This window comes from Streptomyces sp. NPDC058401 (assembly GCF_042722885.1).
GTDB lineage: Bacteria > Actinomycetota > Actinomycetes > Streptomycetales > Streptomycetaceae > Streptomyces.
In genome coordinates this window covers 1-16,764 of record NZ_JBHXKA010000048.1, presented here as the reverse complement: position 1 = coordinate 16,764, position 16,764 = coordinate 1, and the positions used below count along the sequence as shown (strand labels likewise).

Genomic DNA, 16,764 nt, shown 5'->3' with positions numbered 1-16,764 from the left:
GGCCGGGCCCGGTGCCCCCGAAGGGGAACCGGGCCCGGCCCGAACCGTCTGCCGACGGCTACCGCTTAGTTGTCGTCCTCGTCGATCAGGAAGCCCCGCATGGGAGACGGCGCCTGCTGCATCGGCTGCGGACCAGCCGGCCGCACCGGAGCCATCGGCTGCGTCATCGCCGGGGACATCTGCTGCTGGCCGCCACCGTAGGAGGGGGCCATCGGGGACGGACCGCCCATCGGCGACGGGCCACCCATCGACGGACCACCCATGGAGTGCATCGCACCGGCCGGGGCCATCGACGGGGTCGGCGACGGCGGCAGCGCGGGACCGGCGGGGTTCCGCGGCGGAGCCAGCGAGTCGTCGGCCTGCGTCTCCAGCTGGCGCAGCTGCGATTCCAGGTAGGACTTCAGACGGGTGCGGTACTCGCGCTCGAAGCCCCGCAGGTCCTCGACCTTGCGCTCCAGCGTGGCGCGGGCGGACTCCAGGGAGCCCATCGCGACGCGGTGCTTCTCCTGCGCGTCCCGCTCCAGCGCGTCGGCCTTGGCGCGGGCGTCCCGCTCTAGACCCTCGGCGCGCGACCGGGCCTCGCCGACGATCTTGTTGGCCTCGGAGCGGGCCTCCGCGATCGCCTGGTCGGCGGTCTGCTGCGCGAGCGACAGGACGCGGGCGGCGCTGTCGCCACCGGGACCCTGCTGCGGAAGCTGCTGCGGCTGCTGGTGCATCTGCTGGCCCATGGGCTGCATCTGCTGGCCCATCGGCTGCATCTGCTGACCCATCGGCTGGCCCATCTGCTGGCCCATCTGCTGGCCGAGCGGGTTCTGGCCACCCATGGACTGCTGCTGCTGTCCCTGCATCGGGCCGCCCATCGGACCGGGACCCTGCTGGCCCATGCCCTGCTGACCCATGCCCTGCTGGCCCATCTGCTGCTGGCCCATCTGCTGCTGCCCACCCATGGTGTGCTGCTGCTGCATGGGGTTGCCCATCGGGCCGGGGCCCTGCGGACCGTGCCCACCGGGGCCGGCCGGAAGCTGGGGCGGACCACCCTGGAGCTGCGGCTGACCCATCGGGGGCTGCTGCTGCGGGGGGCCGGATATGGCCGCGGGCACGGGGGCGCCGGGGCCGCGCTGGTCCTGGGGCTCGGGCTTGCGCATGCCCTGCTGCTGCTGGTTCTGTGCGGCGGCACGCGTGGCGGCCGCCAGCTTGGCGCGCAGGTCCTCGTTCTCGCGCAGCAGGCGCGTCAGTTCGGACTCGACCTCGTCGAGGAAGGCGTCGACCTCGTCCTCGTCATAGCCTTCTCGCAGGCGGACGGTCGTGAACTGCTTGTTCCGCACGTCCTCGGGAGTCAGCGGCATGTCTTCTTCACCTCTACGTAGTCGTCGGCAGTCGGCAGGACCGTATCGGGACTGTCCCCGCGCCTGCGGGGAAGCTCATCGTTCACACGCTTCTCGCAGCGGTGCTCACGAAACTGATGAGGATGTAAACGATGATCATCAGAACGAAGAAGGACAGGTCGAGTGCCACGCCCCCGAGACGCAACGGCGGGATGAGCCGCCGAAGGAGCTTGAGCGGTGGATCGGTGACAGTGTAGGTGGCCTCCAGAACGACCACCATCGCCTTGCCGGGTGTCCATGAACGTGCGAACTGGAACACGTAGTCCATGACCAGTCGGAAGATCAGCACGATGAGGAAGCACATCAGCGCGATGTAAACCACTTGCAGTGCTACGCCCATCCCGCGCTTCCCTCTCCCCTGCTTCCGCCCTGTACCCGGTCCCGTATCTGACGGATCGGTCTAGCTTTGGTTGAAGAACCCGCCCTCCGCGATGCGGGCCTTGTCCTCCGCCGTGACATCGACGTTAGCAGGAGACAGCAGGAACACCTTCTGTGTCACGCGTTCAATGCTGCCGTGCAAACCGAAGACGAGACCGGCGGCGAAGTCGACAAGACGCTTCGCGTCCGTGTCGTCCATCTCCGTGAGATTCATGATCACCGGAGTGCCCTCACGGAAGTGTTCCCCGATGGTACGGGCCTCGTTGTACGTCCGGGGGTGCAGCGTCGTGATGCGGTACGGCTCCCGCTCGGAGACGACCTTGGGCATGATCACGGGGGCGTTCTTCTCCAGATTCGAGCGTTCGGGTGTGATGGACGCCACGGGGGCAATTCGCGCAGGACGTCCGTTTTCAACCGGCATTGGGATGGGTTCCCTTGGCGCCGGAGGCTGGGCGACTCGTACCGGTTCGTCCGATACGGGCGTTTGATGCGGAACGGGTTGCTGTCGGCGGTCCCGGTCGCGCGACCGCTCCGGCTCCGGCTCGGGTTCGAACTCGTCGTCGGGGTCGTACCCCGGGTTGTCGTACCGGTCGTCCTCCACGAGGCCGAGGTAGACCGCCATCTTGCGCATCGCGCCGGCCATTCTCTGAGTCCTCCGCTCTGTGGTGGATCGCCCTGTCGCAGGTGTCTCGCCGTGTCACGAATGTCACCAACTGCCCGCGATCCACGTGGCCTGTCCGCTCATCAGCGGAAATGACCATATTTTCTGCTGTGGTCCGACTTTCTTCGCGACGTTACCCGAGCCGGGGTCTCGCGCCGAGTACCGCAGTGCCGACGCGTACATGTGTCGCACCGGCCGCAACGGCCTGTTCCAGGTCTGCGCTCATCCCGGCCGACACCATCGTGGCAGCCGGATGGTCCGCGCGCAGGCGGGATGACAATTCCACCAGCCGCTCGAAGGCCGCCTGTTCGCGTCCCGCGTAGTGCCCGGCCAGCGGAGCGACCGTCATGAGGCCGTCGATGCGCAGTCCGGGAGCCGCGGCCACGAGGTCCGCCAGCTCGGCGAGCTGCTCGGGCGCCACGCCTCCGCGGGTCCCCCGCTCGCCCGACTCGGCGTCGAGGGCGATCTGCACGAGGCAGCCCAGTTCCCGTCCGGCGCCTTCCGCGGCCGCCGAGAGGGCCGTGACGAGCTTGGGGCGGTCGACGGACTGCACGAGGTGCGCGTATCCCGCCACGGAACGGACTTTGTTCGTCTGCAACTGGCCGACGAAGTGCCAGGTGAGGCCCAGATCCGCGCAGGCCTCGGCCTTGGGGGCCGCGTCCTGGTCCCGGTTTTCCGCCACGTGACGGACCCCCAGGTCCGCCAGCAGTCGTACGTCGCTCGCCGGGTAGGTCTTGGTGACCACGATGAGGGTCACCTCTTCCCGCTTGCGCCCGGCGGCCGCGCAGGCGGCTCCGATCCGGTCCTCCACGTGCGCGAGGTTCGAGGCGAGCTCGGACTTACGATCCGTCATTCTTCAGTCCAACCAGACATATCCGGCAAGCCGCCCGGTCATCCGGTCGCGGCGGTACGAGAAGTGGTCCCGCGACTCCAGTGTGCAGAACGGGGACCGGCCGATGTCGGCCACCCCCGCCTCCGCGAGCTGGGCCCGCACTCCGGCCACCACGTCGACGGCCGGTGTTCCCCAGCTCGTCTCGGCGTAGGCGGCCGGCACCACCTCGGCGACCGCGGCCCGCATCTCGGCGGGAACCTCGTAGCAGCGTCCGCACACCGCGGGTCCGGTACGGGCCACCATGCGGGCGGGGTCCGCCCCGAGCGCGACCATCGCCTCTACGGCGGCGCCCACGACTCCGGCGACCAGTCCGGGCCGCCCGGCGTGGGCGGCTCCCGCGATGCCGGCGACCGGGTCGGCCAGCAGGACGGGGGTGCAGTCGGCGGTGAGGACCGCGAGGGCGAGCCCCCGACGGGCGGTCACCACCGCGTCCACCGAAGGGATCTCCCGGTCGGAGCCCCACGGGCCGTCGACCACCGCCACGTCCCGGCCGTGCACCTGGTTCATCCAGACCACCCGGTCCGGCGCGATGCCCAGCGCCTTCGCCGCGGCGGCCCGGTTCGCACGAACGGCGGCCGGGTCGTCTCCGACCGCGCCGCCGAGATTGAGCTCCTCGTACGGAACGGCGCTCACCCCGCCCCACCGGTCGGTGAAGGCGAAGTGGGCGCCGCTCTCGCTGTACTGCTCCAAGGTCACTTCAAGAAGTCCGGGACGTCCAGTTCCTCGGCCGGGCTGTCCTGGTACGGCCGGGCCGTCGGGACCTGCGGGGCCGGAGCCTCGGCGACCGGGATCGGCTCGCTGCGGACCGGCTCCTCGCGCGGGGTGACCGAGCCGAGTCCGCCGAAGGCCGGGCGGGCCGGCTCGGCGGCACGGACCGGAGCCGGGGCCGGCTCCTCGCGCTTGGTGGAGGCCGCGCCGATGACGTTGTCGCGGCGGGCCGGAGGCTGTCCGCCGTCGAACCCGGCAGCGATGACGGTGACCCGTACCTCGTCGCCGAGCGCGTCGTCGATGACGGCTCCGAAGATGATGTTCGCCTCGGGGTGCGCGGCCTCGCTCACCAGCTGCGCGGCCTCGTTGATCTCGAAGAGACCGAGGTCCGAGCCACCGGAGATGGAGAGCAGCACGCCGCGGGCGCCGTCGATGGACGCCTCCAGCAGCGGCGAGGAGATCGCCATCTCGGCGGCGGCCACCGCGCGGTCGTCGCCGCGGGCCGAGCCGATGCCCATCAGTGCCGAGCCCGCCTCGGACATCACGGACTTGACGTCCGCGAAGTCGAGGTTGATCAGACCCGGGGTGGTGATGAGGTCGGTGATGCCCTGGACGCCGGACAGCAGGACCTGGTCCGCCGACTTGAAGGCGTCCAGGACGCTGACCTGGCGGTCCGAGATGGACAGCAGGCGGTCGTTGGGGATGACGATGAGGGTGTCGACCTGCTCGCGGAGCTGGGCGATGCCGTCCTCGGCCTGGTTCGCGCGGCGCCGGCCCTCGAAGGTGAACGGCCGGGTGACCACACCGATCGTCAGGGCGCCCAGCGAGCGCGCGATGTTGGCGACGACGGGTGCGCCGCCCGTTCCGGTGCCGCCGCCTTCTCCGGCGGTGACGAAGACCATGTCGGCCCCCTTGAGGACCTCCTCGATCTCCTCGCGGTGGTCCTCTGCCGCCTTACGGCCGACATCGGGGTTGGCGCCGGCGCCAAGACCCCGGGTGAGTTCCCGGCCGACGTCGAGCTTGACGTCGGCGTCGCTCATCAACAGCGCCTGGGCGTCTGTGTTGATGGCGATGAACTCGACGCCCTTGAGACCGACCTCGATCATTCGGTTGATGGCATTGACACCACCGCCGCCGACACCGATGACCTTGATGACTGCGAGGTAGTTCTGCGGTGCTGCCACGTCGAAGGCCTCTCGCCTCGAGTTACGTGTCGTTCGCCTCGCGGGCCTGCGGTGCGACGACTGATGCCGAAATTGGGACGGTTCGTACACGCCGACCCGAACCCTAACCCTGAAGTTTAGGGTTATGAGTGTGTCTGTTCCTTGGACTCTTCCGAACAGGACACTAAGTCGACAAGTAGCGCGTGTTCAACGAACACGCCGAACCTCCCGTTTTTCTTTTCACCCTATGTGATCACCCGTATCGGTGGCCAACCAGGGTGCGACGCTGTTCGACCGGACGTCAACTACCGGACACCGCCGGGGCGGTGGGGACGCTCACGTCGAATCGGTCAGCCTTGGGCGAGGCCTTCAGGAGCGCCGCCAGCGCGCGGCCCTTCGCCTCGCCCTGTTCACCGCTCCCCCAGACCACCGACCGGCCGCCGGTCAACTCCAGTACGACCGAGTCGTAGGACCGGACCTTGACCTGCGCGGTCTCCTTGCGGACGGATTCCGGGAGGACGCCGGCGATCTGGACGGCCTCGCGCAGCAGCCGTTCCTCGTCGAACCGGCGGCCGCTCGGAGACTGCTGGGCACTCAGTTCGAGGAGCGGAACACCCGCCGGCGCTTGTCCGACCGTGTCGAATCGCACACCGGATGCGTCCACTTCCACAAACTGCGCGCCCTTCTTGATGAGCAGAACGGGCTTGCGTTCCGTCACCTTCAGCCCGATTCCGTGCGGCCAGGCCCGCACCACATCGACCGAATCGATACGGGGCAGGCGGCCGCGGAGCCGGGCTTCGATCTCGTCGGTGTCCACGGACACCAGGGGTGCGCCGACCGGAACGGCCGCCGCCGCCAGTACCTGGTCCCGGGTCAGGACCTCGGTACCGGTGGCGGTGACCTTCTCGACCCGGAGCCAGGAGGAGCCGTAGAGCACCCAGGTGCAGCCGGCCGCCAGGAGCAGCGCGAGGACCACGCCGGCGACCACCAGGGGGCCGCGGCGCAGCCCTCCCGGGAGCCGCCCGCCGGCGCCCGGGCCGCGGGTTCCCCCGGGGCCGGATCCCTTGGGCGGCTTGGGCGACTTGGGGGCCTTCGGGGTCCCCAGCCGCTTGAGGGGGCCGGAGCCCTTCCCGGCGGCTCCCGGACCGCCACGCTGCGCGGTGCTCGCTCCGGCCACTCCTGTGCCTCCTGCGTCGGTGCTTCCCGCGTCAGCGGGCTCTGTTGGCTGCGATCGCCTCGTACACCATGCCGACGAGCAGCTCGTCCGCGTCCCGGCGGCCGAACTCGGCGGCGGCGCGGGACATCTCGTACAGCCGGTGCGGGTCGGCGAGCACCGGGAGGACCTGGCTGAGCACCCACTGGGGCGTCAGTTCCGCGTCGTCCACGAGCAGGCCGCCGCCGGCCTTGACCACCGGCTGGGCGTTGAGCCGCTGTTCGCCGTTGCCGATCGGCAGCGGGACGTAGGCGGCGGGCAGCCCGACGGCGGAGAGTTCGGCGACGGTCATCGCGCCCGCGCGGCACAGCATCATGTCGGCGGCGGCGTACGCGAGATCCATCCGGTCCACGTACGGTACCGGCACATAAGGCGGCATCCCGGGCATGTTGTCGACACGCGGCAGTTCGTTCTTCGGGCCGACCGCGTGCAGGATCTGGACCCCGGAGCGCTGGAGGGTCGGCGCGACCTGCTCGATCACCTCGTTGAGGCGCCGGGCGCCCTGCGAGCCGCCGGAGACCAGCAGCGTCGGCAGGTTGGGGTCCAGGCCGAAGGCGGCGCGCGCCTCCGGGCGGACCAGCGCCCGGTCGAGGGTGGAGATGGAGCGGCGCAGCGGGATGCCGATGTAGCGGGCGCCCCGCAGCTTGCTGTCGGGCGTGGAGACCGCGACGGCGTGCGCGTACCGGGAGCCGATCTTGTTGGCCAGTCCGGGCCGGGCGTTGGCCTCGTGGACGATGATCGGCACCCCGAGGCGCTTGGCCGCGAGGTAGCCGGGCAGGGCCACGTAGCCGCCGAAGCCGACGACGCAGTCGGCCTTGGTCCGTACGAGGATCTCCTCCGCGGCCTTGATGGTGCCGCGCAGCCGTCCTGGGACGGTGATCAGCTCGGGCGTGGGCCTACGGGGCAACGGGACGGCCGGGATCAGTCCCAGCTCGTAGCCGCGCTCTGGCACCAGGCGGGTTTCGAGTCCGCGTTCGGTGCCGAGGGCGGTGATGCCCACGGAAGGGTCCTGCCTGCGCAGGGCGTCCGCGAGGGCCAGCGCCGGCTCGATGTGGCCGGCGGTCCCCCCACCGGCGAGTACGACATGCACCGAAATTCACCGCTCTCCGGACGGACGCTTCTTGACGCGCCGTCTCATCGACTTCCATCTCTGCCCGGTCCGCGGCCGGCCGTTCTTGGGCCTCCGCATCGCGAGCGCCGCCCGTGCCGCCGGCTCCTCCCGCGCGAAGGCGATGAGCAGTCCGACCGCGAACATGGTCGGCAGCAGGGCCGACCCGCCGTAGGAGAACAGCGGGAGCGGGACCCCGGCGATCGGCAGCAGACCGAGTACCGCACCGATGTTGATCACGGCCTGTGCCGTGATCCAGGTGGTCACGCCTCCCGCGGCAAACCGTACGAAGGGGTCCTCCGTGCGTCCGGCCACGCGGATACCCGCATAGCCTAGGGCCGCGAACAGGGCGAGCACCGACAGCGTCCCCGCCAGCCCCAGTTCCTCGCCGGTGATGGCGAAGATGAAGTCGGTGTGGGCCTCTGGCAGTTGCCCCCATTTTTCCACACTGGCACCCAGTCCGGAACCGAACCATCCGCCCGATGCGAGGGCGTAGATTCCGTGCACGGCCTGCCAGCACAGCCCGTTTTCGGGCAGCTCGGACACTCCGATGCACTGGAGCCGGTCCATGCGGTGCGGGCTGGTCTTGATGAGCAGGGCGACGAGCACGCCCACGAAGGCCAGTACCCCCGCGAACATCCGCGTCGGCGCCCCGGCCAGCCACAACAGGCCGAACAGGATGGCTCCGAGGATCATCGCGGTGCCCATGTCCCCGCCCAGCATGATGAGCCCGAGCAGCAGGAAGGTGACCGGGACCAGCGGCACCAGCAGGTGTTTCCACTGGCTCAGCAGGTCCTTGTCGCCCTTGCGGGCCAGCAGGTCGGCTCCCCACAGGATGAGGGCCAGTTTGCCGAACTCACTGGGCTGGAGCATGAACGGACCGCCAAGGGAGATCCAATTCTGGTTGCCGTTGATCGACACCCCTATCCCGGGAACCTGGACCAGGACCATCAGGAAGAGCGTGCCGGTGAGCACGGGGTAGGACAGCGCCCGGTGGAGTTTGACGGGCATCCGGGAGGCGGTCAGGAGCAGTACGGCGCCGATCGCGGCCGCCAGGAACTGCTTCTTGAAGAAGTACGCGTCGCCCAGGCCGAGCTGGAGCGCCTTGATCATGGAGGCCGAGTAGACCATCACCAGGCCGAGCACGGTGATGAGCAGCGAGCTGCCGAAGATCAGGTAATACGCCGTGAGGGGCCGGTCCCAGGCCCGGCGCAGCCGGCGCTGGGTGCGCCGCAGCCCGGTGAGCGGGCCGCCGCCGGCGGGCCGCCGGGGACGCGCCGCGGGGCGGGCCCGGCCCAGCACTCCCCGGCCGGTCCTGGACGCGCCGGGTCTGGCGCCCCTGGCTTCCCCGGCTCCCTTGGCGGTCTTTTCGGCGGACGGCCGCCGCCCCGGCAGGACTTGCTTGGCCGGCATCTGTGATCTTCCCCTCCAACTCGTACGAGGCGAGCAGCCGGTCGGCCGGAGGGAACCTGCCCTGGATCGAGCCGGACCTAGGCCTGCTCGGCGGCCAGTTCGCGCACCGCGTCGGCGAACGCGTCCCCACGCTTGCTGTAGTTCGCGAACATGTCCATCGAGGCACAGGCAGGTGCCAGCAGAACCGTGTCGCCCGGCTCCGCGAGCCGGGCCGCTTCCCGGACCGCCGCGAGCATCGCCCCAGTGTCGGTCCGTGCGAGGTCCACGACCGGGACCTCCGGGGCGTGTCGCGCCAGCGCCTCGGCGATCAGGGCCCGGTCGGCGCCGAGCAGGACGACGCCCCGCAGCCGCTTCGCGGCCTTCTGCACGAGCTCGTCGAAGGTCGCGCCCTTGGCGAGGCCGCCGGCGATCCAGACCACCGGCTCGAAGGCCGCCAGGGAGGCTTCCGCGGCGTGGGTGTTGGTGGCCTTGGAGTCGTCGACGTACGTGACCCCGCCCACCTCGTCCACGTGGCTGACCCGGTGGGCGTCCGGGCGGAAGTCGCGCAGTCCGTCGCGGACGGCGCGCGGCTCCACGCCGAAGGCGCGGGCCAGGGCCGCGGCCGCGAGGGCGTTGGCGATGTTGTGCGGGGCGGGCGGGTTGACGTCCGCGACCTCGGCGAGTTCCTGGGCGTTCTTCTGCCGGTTCTCCACGAAGGCCCGGTCGACGAGGATGCCGTCGACTACGCCGAACATGGAGGGTCCGGGGGCGCCGAGGGTGAAGCCGATGGCCCGGCAGCCCTCTTCCACGTCCGCCCCGACGACCAGGTCCTCGGTGGCCTTGTCCGCGGCGTTGTAGACGCAGGCGACCGTGTTGCCCTCGTAGATCCGGCCCTTGTCGGCGGCGTACGCCTCCATCGAGCCGTGCCAGTCGAGGTGGTCCGGGGCCAGGTTCAGGACGGCCGCGGAGTGGGGGCGCACCGAGGGCGCCCAGTGCAGCTGGTAGCTGGAGAGCTCGACGGCGAGTACGTCGTACTGCTCCTCGCCGAGCACCACGTCGATGATCGGGGTGCCGATGTTGCCGACGGCGGCGGTCCTGAGGCCGGCGGCCCGCAGGATCGAGGCGAGCATCTGGGTGGTGGTGGTCTTGCCGTTGGTACCGGTGATCGCCAGCCAGGGGGCGGCGTCCGGCCCGCGCAGCAGCCAGGCGATCTCCACGTCGCCGACGACGTCCACGCCCGCGTCGGCCGCGGCCGCGAACAGCGGGCTGTCGGGCTTCCAGCCGGGTGAGGTGACGACCAGTTCGGTGCCCTCGGGCAGGGTCTGAGCGTCGCCGAGGCGTACGGAGATGCCCGCGGCTTCCAGTTCCGCGGCCCGGGCGCGGTGGCCCTCGCCGTCGCCGCCGTCCACGACGGTGACGACCGCGCCGAGGCCGGCCAGGGCGCGGGCGACGCTGATGCCGCTCACGCCGAGGCCGGCGACGGTGATGTTCTTGCCGTGCCAGGCGGTCACTTGTCGGCTGCCCATCCCGCGTAGAAGACGCCGAGGCCCACGATCACGCACATGCCCTGGATGATCCAGAACCGCACGACGACCAGGACTTCCGACCATCCCTTGAGTTCGAAGTGGTGCTGCAGCGGTGCCATCCGGAAGACGCGCTTGCCGGTCAGCTTGAAGGAGCCGACCTGGATGACGACCGACATGGTGATCAGGACGAAGAGTCCGCCGAGGAGCGCCATCAGGAACTCCGTGCGGGAGCAGATCGCCAGGCCGGCGAGCGCGCCGCCGAGGGCCAGCGATCCGGTGTCACCCATGAAGATCTTGGCGGGCGAGGTGTTCCACCACAGGAAGCCGAAGCAGGCGCCCATCAGGGCGGCGGCGACGACCGCGAGGTCCAGTGGGTCGCGCACCTCGAAACAGGCGGCCGGGTTGGTCAGGGTCTGCGCGTTGGCGCAGGACTCCTGGTACTGCCAGACGCCGATGAAGGTGTAGGCACCGAAGACCATCACGGCGGCGCCGGTGGCCAGGCCGTCGAGGCCGTCGGTGAGGTTCACGCCGTTGGACATCGCCAGGATCATGAACAGCGCCCAGACCACGAACAGCACCGGGCCGATCGACCAGCCGAAGTCCGTGACGAACGACAGCTTGGTGGAGGCGGGGGCGAGTCCGCGCGCGTCCTTGAACTGCAGCGCGAGCACCGCGAAGGCGATGCCGACGATCAGCTGGCCGGCCATCTTGGCCTTGGCCCGCAGACCGAGCGAACGCTGCTTGACGATCTTGATGTAGTCGTCGAGGAAGCCCACCACGCCCATGCCCGCCATCAGCAGGAGGACGAGGAGGCCCGAGAACGTCGGCTGGCTTCCGGTGATCACCTTGGTGAGGGCGTACGCGATCAGCGTGGCCAGGATGAAGGAGATGCCGCCCATGGTGGGCGTGCCCTTCTTCCCGGCGTGACCGCGCGGCCCGTCGTCCCGGATGAACTGGCCGTAGCCCTTGCGGGCCAGACCCTTGATCAGCAGCGGGGTGCCGATGAGCGTGAGGAAGAGTCCGATGACTCCGGAGAACAGGATCTGCCTCATCGGCCGGCGACCTCGCCGTCGAGCAGGGCCTGGGCCACCCGCTCCAGGCCGGCTGACCTGGAAGCCTTCACCAGCACGACGTCACCCGGGCGCAGTTCACTGCGCAACAGGTCGACCGCCGCCTGCGCGTCGGACACGAGCACCGACTCCTCACCCCACGAACCCTCGTTATATGCGCCCAGTTGCAGCCAGGAGGCTTCCCTGCCCCCGACCGCGACCAGCTTGCTCACGTTGAGCCGGACGACAAGCCGTCCGACCGCGTCGTGCTCGGCGAGCGCGTCGTCTCCGAGCTCGGCCATCGGGCCGAGCACCGCCCACGTGCGGCCCCCGTTCGCCTTGGCGGCACCGCCCATCGCGGCGAGTGCGCGCAGTGCGGCCCGCATGGACTCGGGGTTTGCGTTGTAGGCGTCGTTGACGATCGTCACGCCGTCCGCCCGCTCGGTGACCTCCATCCGCCACCGGGACAGGCTGCCCGCCCCGGAGAGCGCGATGGCGATCTCCTCGACGGACATGCCCAGTACGTGGGCGACGGCGGCCGCGGCGAGCGCGTTCGACACGTGGTGCTCACCGTACAGCCGCAAGGTCACGTCGCTGCACCCGGTCGGTGTTCGCAATGTGAAGGAAGGCTGTCCCCTGTCCGTCATCCGGACTTCGGTGGCCCGGATGTCGGCGTCCTCGGCCTCGCCGAACAGCACCGTACGCGCCTTCGTACGCCCGGCCATGGCACGTACCAGCAGGTCATCGGCGTTGAGGACGGCGATGCCGCCCTCCGCCTCCGACGGCAGGGCCTCGACCAGTTCGCCCTTGGCCTGCGCGATCTGCTCGCGGCCGCCGAACTCCCCGATGTGCGCGGTGCCGACGTTGAGGACCAGGCCGATGCGCGGGGGCGTCAGTCCGGCGAGGTAGGCGATGTGGCCGATGCCGCGGGCGCCCATCTCCAGGACCAGGTGCTGGGTGTCCTCGGTGACCCGCAGCGTCGTGATCGGCAGGCCGATCTCGTTGTTGAGGTTCCCCGGGGTCCACACGGTCGGCGCGTGGTGCTGGAGGACCTGGGCGATCAGGTCCTTGGTGGAGGTCTTTCCGGCGGAGCCGGTGAGGGCCACGACATCGGTGCCCAGCCGTTCGACGACGGACCGGGCGAGCGCGCCGAGGGCGGCCACCACGTCGGGGACGACGATGGCCGGGACGCCGACGGGCCGGGTGGCGAGGATGCCCACCGCACCGGCGGCGAGGGCGCGTTCGGCATAGTCGTGGCCGTCCACCCGCTCCCCGACGAAGGCGGCGAACAGGCTGCCGGCCTGCACCTCGCGGGAGTCGTAGACCACGGGGCCGGTGACCAGGACGGACGGATCCGGTATGTCGTGGGGCTGCCCGCCGGTGATGTCGGCGATCTCGGCGAGGGAAAGGGCGATCACTGGTTCACCTCGGCCTGTCGGGGACGCTGGCGTGCTTGGGTCTCGATGGCCGCGCGCAGGACCGCCCGGTCGTCGAAGGGGCGTACGACGCCCGCGGTGTCCTGGCCCTGCTCGTGGCCCTTGCCGGCCACCAGCACGGTGTCCCCGGCCTCGGCGCGCGCGACGGCGGTGGCGATGGCCGCCGCCCGGTCGGCGTCGACGAGGACGGTGCCCCGCTCGGCGGGCGGCACGGACACGGCGCCGCGGAACATCGCGGCGAGGATCCCGAGGGGGTCCTCGGAGCGCGGGTTGTCGGAGGTCAGTACGGCGGTGTCGGCGAACCGGGCGGCCGCGGCGCCCATCGGGGCCCGCTTGGTGGTGTCGCGGTCGCCGCCGCAGCCGATGACCACGTGCAGTTTGCCGGTGGTGACCTCGCGCAGGGCCCGCAGGACCGATTCGACGGCGTCCGTCTTGTGCGCGTAGTCCACGACGGCCAGGTACGGCTGTCCCGCGTCGACCCGCTCCAGGCGGCCGGGCACCCCGGGGACCGCGGCGACGCCGTCGGCGGCGGTCTGCGGGTCGAGGCCGGCCGCTGCGAGGGTCACGACGGCGGCCACGGTGTTGGCCACGTTGAACGGGCCGGGCAGCGGGGCGGTGGCCGTGACCCGCTCGCCCGCCGGACCCACCAGGGTCAGGGTCGAGTCCATGTGGCGCGAGACCACGTCCTCGGCCCGCCAGTCGGCCGCCGGGTCACCCGTGGCGGAGAACGTGACGACCGGGATCGGCGACTCCTTGGCCAGCCGGCGGCCGTACTCGTCGTCGACGTTGACCACGCCGAGGCGGGCGCGGCGCTCGGTGAAGAGCTGCGCCTTGGCCTGGAAGTAGTCCTCCATGTCGGAGTGGAACTCCATGTGCTCCGGGCTCAGGTTGTTGAAGACGGCCACGTCGAAGACGCAGCCGTCGACCCGGCCGAGCACCAGGGCGTGGCTGGAGACCTCCATGGCGACGGCCTCGACGCCGCGTTCGCGCATGACCGCGAACAGCGCCTGGAGGTCGGTGGCCTCGGGGGTGGTGCGCTCGGACTTGATGCGCTCGTCGCCGACGCGCATCTCGACGGTGCCGATGAGTCCCGTCTTGCGTCCGGCGCCGCGCAGGCCGCCCTCGACGAGGTACGCCGTGGTGGTCTTGCCGGAGGTGCCGGTGATGCCGATCTGGAGCAGGTCCCCGCCGGGCCGTCCGTAGACCGCGGCGGCCAGTTCTCCCATCCGGCCGCGCGGGTCGGCGACGGCGAGGACCGGGAGTCCGGTGGCCGCGGCGCGCTCCGCTCCGGCCGGATCGGTCAGCACGGCGGCGGCGCCGAGGGCGGCCGCCTGCGCGGCGAAGTCCGCGCCGTGCAGCTTGGCGCCGGGCAGGGCCGCGTACAGGTCTCCGGGACGCACGGCACGGGAATCGTGCGTGATGCCGGTGATCCGCGTCAGCGCGCCGGGGGTTTCCACTCCCAGCAGCTCCGCCAGCTCGCCGAGCGGTGTCGGGCGGACGGACAGGGGGCGTGGCGCTCCCGGCGGCGCTGCCGGTGCGTCGTTCTGGGTGGTTCTGGGCTGATCAGCGTGGGGCACGGCGGTGAGCGTACCGGGCCCGGCGGGCCGCTCGCGAAGCGAGGGCCCGGCCTCGGGGGCCTCGGGCCCGTGGTTCCCGGATTCGGGGGTGATCGTTGTCACTGATGGTGCCTCACGCTTTTCTGGGGCGGGCCGGCCGGTCGGCGGTCACTGACCCGGCTGCGGGCTCGGCTGGGGGCCGGGCTGCGCGCCGGGTTCGTAGGTGACCGGGAGTCCGGCGGGGGCGGTTCCGGTGGGAGCGATCTGGAGGGTTTTGAGGGCGAACTCCATGACCTTCTTGTAGATGGGCCCGCAGATCTGGCCACCGAAGTAACTGCCCTTGGTGGGGTTCTGGATGGCGCAGTAGACGGTGATGCGGGGATTGTCCGCGGGTGCGAAGCCCGCGAACGAAGCGGTGTAGCCCTTGTAGCGGCCGGTGGCCGGATCCACCCGGTTGGAGGTGCCCGTCTTGCCGCCGACCCGGTAGCCGGGGATCCGCGCCTTGGTGCCGGTGCCCTCCTGGTCGTCGACCACCGACTCCAGCATTTCCGCGAGGGTCTTGGCGGTCTCCTTGCTGACCACCTGGGTCTTCGCGGGCGCCGGGGCCGGGGTGAAGCGGCCGTCGGGGCCCTTGGTGCCGCGGACCAGGGTCGGGGCGATGCGGACCCCGCCGTTGGCGATGGTCGAGTACACGGAGGCCGCCTGCATGGCGTTGAGGGACAGGCCCTGGCCGAACGGGATCGTGTACTGCTGTGAAGTGGACCAGTCCCCGGGCTTGGCGAGGATGCCCCGGGACTCGCCGGGGTAGTTCAGCCCGGTGGGCCGGCCGATGCCGAACTTGTCCAGGTACGAGTACAGGACCTTGTTGGACTCGGGCTGCGTCGGGCCGAGCTGACCGGTGGCCAGGATGGTGCCGATGTTGGAGGACTTGGCGAGGACCCCGTTGAGGGTCAGGTACCAGGTCGGGTGGTCGATGTCGTCCTTGAAGAGCCGGTCGCCGCGGTGCAGCCGGTTGGGGACCTCGACGTGCGTGTCGGGCTTGGCCTTCTTCTCCTCCAGGACGGCCGCCATCGACATCACCTTGGCGGTGGAGCCGGGCTCGTACACGTCCTGGAGCGCGGCGTTGCCCATGGCGGCGGAGCTGGCCTTGGAGAGGTCGTTGGGGTCGAAGCCGGGGGCGTTGGCCATGGCGAGGACCTCGCCGGTGGTCGTGTCCTGGACGATGACGTACCCGCGGTCGGCCTCCGACTTGGCGACCTGCTCGGTGATGGCGCTCTGCGCGGCCCACTGGATGTCGCGGTCGATGGTCAGCTCGATGTCCTCGCCGGGCACGGCGGGCTTCTCGCTGGAACCGGCGGTCGGCACGCGGCGGCCACCCGACTGGGCGTAGGTGAGCTCGCCGTCCTTGCCGGACAGCTTCTTGTCGAGGGAGGACTCCAGGCCGCCGCCGCCCTTGCCCTCGGCGTTGACGTAACCCAGTATCCCGGCGGCGAGGTCGCCGTTCGGGTACACGCGCTTGCTGCTGTTCTCGTTGAACACGCCGGCCAGGACGTTGGCGCCGGGACCGTTGTTCTTCTTGTCGGCGGTCGCCTTCTCGGCGAACACCTTCTTGAGGTCCTTGATCTGGTTCCAGACCTGCGGGGTCTGGCGGCGGGCCAGGACGACGTAGCGGGTGTTCTTCGTCTTCAGCCGGGCGGTGAGCTCCTTGGCGTCCTTGCCGAGGATCGGCGCGAGGAGGGCTGCCGCCTGCTCGGGGGCGTCGGGGGCCTTGCTCTCCTGCACGGTGAACATGTGCGGGTCCGCGGTGATGTCGTACGCGTCCACGCTGGTGGCGAGCGCCACACCCTTGCGGTCGGTGATCTCCCCGCGCTCGGCGGCCAGGGTGTAGCTGGCGAAGCGGTTCTCGGAGGCCTTGGCGGAGTACGCCGACGCGTCGACGGCCTGCACCTGGAGCAGCCGTACGACGAACACCAGCATCACCATCGTCAGCCCGACGCTGACCAGCCGCAGCCGGGGCTTGGGGGCGCCGAGCCGGATCGTGTGCGGTTGCCTCGCGGGGGCGGGGCGCCGGGTGGCCGGCCTGGATCCGGGCCGCGCCGCGGAGGCCCGCGCCCGGTCCCCGCCGGGCCGGGGCCGCCCGGGCCCGGGCACCCGCCGCCGCGGCGGCTCCTGCGGGCTCACGCGGCAGCCCCCACGACGCGCACGGAACCCGGCTGCGCGGGGGCTTCCGGGGCGCCGCCCCGGACCCCGCTCCTCAAACGCCGGAGGGGCTGGATGTGGCCGGCGTCGGCCTGGAT

Annotated in this window: 14 protein-coding genes; all 14 read right to left on the bottom strand. The window is 70.9% G+C overall.

Translation table 11 applies throughout. The annotated features are described in order from the left end of the window. Window positions 1-65 precede the first annotated feature (65 nt). Complete coding sequence (locus ACFWNV_RS19375; protein ID WP_383948181.1) at window positions 66-1,346, bottom strand: DivIVA domain-containing protein; 1,281 nt, start codon at window positions 1,344-1,346, stop codon at window positions 66-68. A gap of 82 nt (window positions 1,347-1,428) precedes the next feature. Then, entirely contained in the window at window positions 1,429-1,725 is a 297-nt protein-coding gene (locus tag ACFWNV_RS19370) for a YggT family protein (RefSeq protein WP_112450285.1), read from the bottom strand. Between the two features lie 60 nt (window positions 1,726-1,785). Further along, window positions 1,786-2,406, bottom strand: coding sequence for a cell division protein SepF (locus ACFWNV_RS19365; protein ID WP_383948178.1), 621 nt, complete (start codon window positions 2,404-2,406; stop codon window positions 1,786-1,788). Between the two features lie 151 nt (window positions 2,407-2,557). Further along, window positions 2,558-3,277 carry a YggS family pyridoxal phosphate-dependent enzyme gene (locus ACFWNV_RS19360; RefSeq protein WP_383948175.1) on the bottom strand — a complete coding sequence of 240 codons (720 nt, stop codon included), beginning with the start codon at window positions 3,275-3,277 and terminating at the stop codon, window positions 2,558-2,560. 3 nt (window positions 3,278-3,280) lie between these two features. Next, entirely contained in the window at window positions 3,281-4,012 is a 732-nt protein-coding gene (gene pgeF / locus ACFWNV_RS19355; RefSeq protein WP_383948172.1) for a peptidoglycan editing factor PgeF, read from the bottom strand. Then, entirely contained in the window at window positions 4,009-5,208 is a 1,200-nt protein-coding gene (gene ftsZ / locus ACFWNV_RS19350) for a cell division protein FtsZ (RefSeq protein WP_383948169.1), read from the bottom strand. Before ftsZ ends, pgeF begins: the two co-directional genes overlap by 4 nt. Before the next feature lie 280 nt (window positions 5,209-5,488). Then, window positions 5,489-6,364, bottom strand: a complete 876-nt coding sequence (locus ACFWNV_RS19345; protein ID WP_383948167.1) for a cell division protein FtsQ/DivIB — start codon at window positions 6,362-6,364, stop codon at window positions 5,489-5,491. A gap of 31 nt (window positions 6,365-6,395) precedes the next feature. Continuing rightward, window positions 6,396-7,490: an undecaprenyldiphospho-muramoylpentapeptide beta-N-acetylglucosaminyltransferase gene (murG, locus tag ACFWNV_RS19340; protein ID WP_383948164.1), complete on the bottom strand. Its 1,095-nt coding sequence runs from the start codon at window positions 7,488-7,490 to the stop codon at window positions 6,396-6,398. A gap of 6 nt (window positions 7,491-7,496) precedes the next feature. Further along, complete coding sequence (ftsW, locus tag ACFWNV_RS19335) at window positions 7,497-8,921, bottom strand: putative lipid II flippase FtsW (protein WP_383948161.1); 1,425 nt, start codon at window positions 8,919-8,921, stop codon at window positions 7,497-7,499. Window positions 8,922-8,998: 77 nt separating this feature from the next. Further along, complete coding sequence (gene murD / locus ACFWNV_RS19330; protein ID WP_383948158.1) at window positions 8,999-10,426, bottom strand: UDP-N-acetylmuramoyl-L-alanine--D-glutamate ligase; 1,428 nt, start codon at window positions 10,424-10,426, stop codon at window positions 8,999-9,001. Further along, the gene (mraY, locus tag ACFWNV_RS19325) at window positions 10,408-11,478 is read right to left on the bottom strand and encodes a phospho-N-acetylmuramoyl-pentapeptide-transferase (RefSeq protein WP_250743750.1); all 1,071 of its coding nucleotides are present in this window, start codon (window positions 11,476-11,478) and stop codon (window positions 10,408-10,410) included. The genes murD and mraY overlap by 19 nt, the downstream gene beginning before the upstream one ends. Beyond that, window positions 11,475-12,893 carry a UDP-N-acetylmuramoyl-tripeptide--D-alanyl-D-alanine ligase gene (murF, locus tag ACFWNV_RS19320; protein ID WP_383948155.1) on the bottom strand — a complete coding sequence of 473 codons (1,419 nt, stop codon included), beginning with the start codon at window positions 12,891-12,893 and terminating at the stop codon, window positions 11,475-11,477. Before murF ends, mraY begins: the two co-directional genes overlap by 4 nt. Continuing rightward, the gene (locus ACFWNV_RS19315; protein WP_383948152.1) at window positions 12,890-14,590 is read right to left on the bottom strand and encodes a UDP-N-acetylmuramoyl-L-alanyl-D-glutamate--2,6-diaminopimelate ligase; all 1,701 of its coding nucleotides are present in this window, start codon (window positions 14,588-14,590) and stop codon (window positions 12,890-12,892) included. Before ACFWNV_RS19315 ends, murF begins: the two co-directional genes overlap by 4 nt. A 45-nt stretch (window positions 14,591-14,635) precedes the next feature. Beyond that, window positions 14,636-16,648 carry a peptidoglycan D,D-transpeptidase FtsI family protein gene (locus ACFWNV_RS19310; RefSeq protein ID WP_383948149.1) on the bottom strand — a complete coding sequence of 671 codons (2,013 nt, stop codon included), beginning with the start codon at window positions 16,646-16,648 and terminating at the stop codon, window positions 14,636-14,638. Window positions 16,649-16,764 lie beyond the last annotated feature (116 nt).